This is a genomic window from Rhizobacter sp. P1_G5, from assembly GCF_056405435.1.
This window is the reverse complement of sequence record NZ_JBFUCB010000671.1, coordinates 1-3,150: the sequence shown is the minus strand read 5'-3', so window position 1 is coordinate 3,150 and position 3,150 is coordinate 1. Positions and strand designations below refer to the sequence as shown.

At 72.3% G+C, this 3,150-nt stretch carries 4 protein-coding genes; 2 read left to right on the top strand and 2 right to left on the bottom strand.

Annotation, left to right across the window (positions count from 1 at the left end; all coding sequences use genetic code 11):
• Positions 1-659 (top strand): GNAT family N-acetyltransferase (locus AC1D12_RS29205; protein WP_477844664.1); only part of this gene is annotated, 659 nt, incomplete at its 5' end.
• An 88-nt stretch (positions 660-747) separates the two neighbouring features.
• Here the strand turns inward: AC1D12_RS29205 and map are convergent.
• Both map and AC1D12_RS29195 read right to left on the bottom strand, forming a co-directional pair.
• Entirely contained in the window at positions 748-1,500 is a 753-nt protein-coding gene (gene map / locus AC1D12_RS29200) for a type I methionyl aminopeptidase (RefSeq protein WP_052212267.1), read from the bottom strand.
• A gap of 71 nt (positions 1,501-1,571) precedes the next feature.
• A complete protein-coding gene (locus AC1D12_RS29195; protein ID WP_477825407.1) occupies positions 1,572-1,832 on the bottom strand; it encodes a ParD-like family protein in 261 nt (86 codons plus the stop codon).
• 119 nt (positions 1,833-1,951) lie between these two features.
• Between AC1D12_RS29195 and AC1D12_RS29190 the strand changes: the two genes are divergently transcribed.
• Positions 1,952-3,150 (top strand): hypothetical protein (locus tag AC1D12_RS29190; RefSeq protein WP_477844662.1); only part of this gene is annotated, 1,199 nt, incomplete at its 3' end.

The window sequence follows — 3,150 nt, the reverse complement described above, 5'->3', positions numbered from 1 at the left end:
ATTTCAGTCAGAGTGGACGTGTCGTCGACGACACCCTGCCGCCCACCGAGGCTGCGCCACTGGCCGCTGCGCCCTGGCAGCTCGAGATGGGTGACACCGCCTCGCGCCGCATCGACACGCGCGATCCGATGGAGCCCCTGCGCTTCGACGGCATGGTGCTTCGCCCCTGGACGCGCGACGACGCCCGCGCGATGGCCGAAGCCGTCCGCGAATCGATCGGCACGATCGGCCGCTGGATGGATTGGTGCCACCCCGGCTACGGCGTGCGCGACGCGATCGACTGGGCCGATGACTGCGCCGACAGCCTGGCACAAGGCCAGGCCTGCGAGTTCGGGCTGTTCGACGAGCGCAGCGGCCGGCTGGTCGGCGGCGCCGGGCTCAACCAGTTCAACACCATCCACCGGGTCTGCAACCTCGGCTACTGGGTCCGCCAGTCGGCCCAGGGGCAAGGCATCGCGACCCGCGCCGCGCGTTCGCTGGCCAGCTATGGTTTCAGCGCACTGGGTTTCCAGCGCATCGAGATCGTCGTCGCCGAAGGCAACGAGCCGAGCCTTGCGGTCGCCCGCAAGCTCGGCGCGCAGTTCGAATGCCTCGCGCGCAACCGGCTGATGATCCGCGGCAACCCGGTGTCGGCGTGGGTGCATTCGCTGGTGCCCTGAAGGGGCATGACGACCCCTCGACCGGCGGGTACGCCGGTCGATCCCCCGGGGGGATGCGGGCCGGCTTGGGGCGGCCCGGCGCTCGGCCCTACGGAACCGCGGGGTAGGCGCCGGTCCCTTCCGGCCACGGCGTCAGCACCTCGACGCCGCTCTCGGTCACCGTGACCATGTGCTCCCACTGCGCCGACAGCGAGCGGTCGCGCGTGACCACCGTCCAGCCGTCGGGCAGCGTGCGCGTGCCGGCCTTGCCGGCGTTCAGCATCGGCTCGATCGTGAACACCATGCCCGGCGCGAGCCGCAGCCCCTGGCCGGGCTGGCCGTAGTGCGCGACCGTCGGCTCGTCGTGGTAGATGCGGCCRATGCCGTGGCCGCAGTACTCGCGCACGACGCTGAAACCCTCGCGCTGCGCCACCGACTGGATCGCGTGGCCGACATCGCCGAGCGTCGCGCCCGGGCGCACCGCGCGGATGCCGGCGCGCATCGCCTCGTAGGTGGTGTCGACCAGCCGGCGCGCGAGCGGCGACACCTCGCCGACCAGGAAGCTGCGGCTGGTGTCGCCGTACCAGCCGTCGCGGATCACCGCGACGTCGATGTTGACGATGTCGCCATCGCGCAGCACCTCGCCTTCCGACGGGATGCCGTGGCACACCACCTCGTTGACCGAGGCGCAGATCGTCTTCGTGTAGCCGTGGTAGCCGACGTTGGCCGGAATCGCCTTCTGCACCTGCACGATGTGCTCGTGGCACAGCCGGTCGAGCTCGCCGGTGCTGATGCCGGCCTTCACGTGCGGCGCGATCATCTGCAGCACCTCGGCGGCCAGCGCGCCGGCGGCGCGCGCCATCGCGAGATCGGCGGGCGGGTGGAACTTGACGTGGCGCGCCGGGCGCGCGCTCTGGCCATTCGCCGTGCGGTTCATCGGGCCACCCTCCGCGGTGCGCGCAGCGTGGCCGCCCGCGGCGGTTCCGGCTTCACGAACGACAGCGCCGGCTCCTTCGACTGCGCGGCGCGCAGCATCATCTGGCAGATGTCGCCGTAGCTCAGCGCGGGGTGCAGCTCGGCCAGCATGCCCACGCGCATCCAGTGCTCGGCCTGCGCGTTGATCGAGCGGCTCAGCGCATCGCTCGCGCTGCGCAGGTTGTCATGCATCTGGTCTGAAATCTTCACGATGCCCATCGGGTTCTCGCCATGAATGTATGGATCATATATGGTTCGTATATTACCAGCGCGGCGCCATCGCATCCCGATAGACTGCGCGCGGCCTGCCCCCGAGCACCGGCGAACCGGAGAACCCCATGCCCCCGCGAAACGAAGCCGACGGCTTCCTGCCCCGCATCCAGATCGTCACCGCCACGCGGCGCTACCTGCTCGGCGGGCCCGGCGCGGCGCCGGCCGGCGTGGCGCGGCCGCGTTCGCTGGCCAACGAGGCGCTGCGCTGGAGCTACGTGCTGCGCAGCCGCGAGCGCTGGCGCGACATGCCCGACGTGGCCGATCGCCACCAGGCCGATGCCACCGCGACGCTGGCGGCCTTCGGCCTGACGGACGAGGCGCTGCGCGAGATCGCGCAGGCCGGGCGCGTCGTCGTGACGATGCCGTTCGAGTCCGAGAGCGTCGGCTGGGAAGGCCGCATCTTCCCGTGGGAGTTCGTGCTGTCGCGCGCCACGCGGCGCTACCGGCGCATGGGGGCGTCCGGATCGGGGCTGACGGTGATGCGGCAGCTCGACCCTGTCGACGCGCCACCGCTGCCCGGGCGCCGCATGGACGGCCGGGTGCTGGTCGTGCAGTCGCTGCCCGGCGCGCTGGCCCAGGCCTATGACGCGGGCGACGAGACCGAGCGCGTGCGCCGCGCCTTCGGGCTGGCCGGCGACGACCCGCGCTGGCGCGTGGCCGTGAACCCGACGCTCGCCGAGCTGACGGCGCTGTGCGCGGCGTTCCGGCCGGAGATCGTGCACCTCTGCGGCTTCGACAACCACGAGGGCATCGCGAAGCTTGCGAACGGTGGCACCGGCACCGACGTGGCGGTGACGCTGCGCGACGAGCAGCGCAGTGCCGCCGACTGGCAGCGCGACGACAAGGGCGTCGTCGACGGTGTCCTGATGCGCCGCAGCGACGGCCTGCCGGTGATGGTGGCGCCGCCCGAGCTGGCCCATGCGCTGACCGGCGGCGGCCGGCACCGGCCGTTCTTCGTCGGCCTGAACCTGTGGAACTCCGCGGCCCGCATTGCGCCGCAGCTGCTGCCGGCCGGCGTGCTGGCGGCGATGGGCTTCCAGGATACGTTCGACGATGCGCTGGCCGAGTACTTCTTCGAGACGCTGTATGCGCAGCTCGCGGCGCAGGCCTGGAACCTGCCGGTCGCGTTCGAGCAGGCCTGGGCCGCGACGCGCGCGCAGGTCGACCTGGTGCCGGGCACCGGCATCGCGCTGTGGGCGCGCGCGCCGCTGGTCGCGCAGCGCAGCGCGACGACGCTGGCGCGCGCGGCGGCCCTGTCGCCCAC

Bases quoted from the DNA above. Each gene is read 5' to 3' on its own strand.
- AC1D12_RS29195 (WP_477825407.1), bottom strand. From the start codon at position 1,832: ATGGGCATCGTGAAGATTTCAGACCAGATGCATGACAACCTGCGCAGC.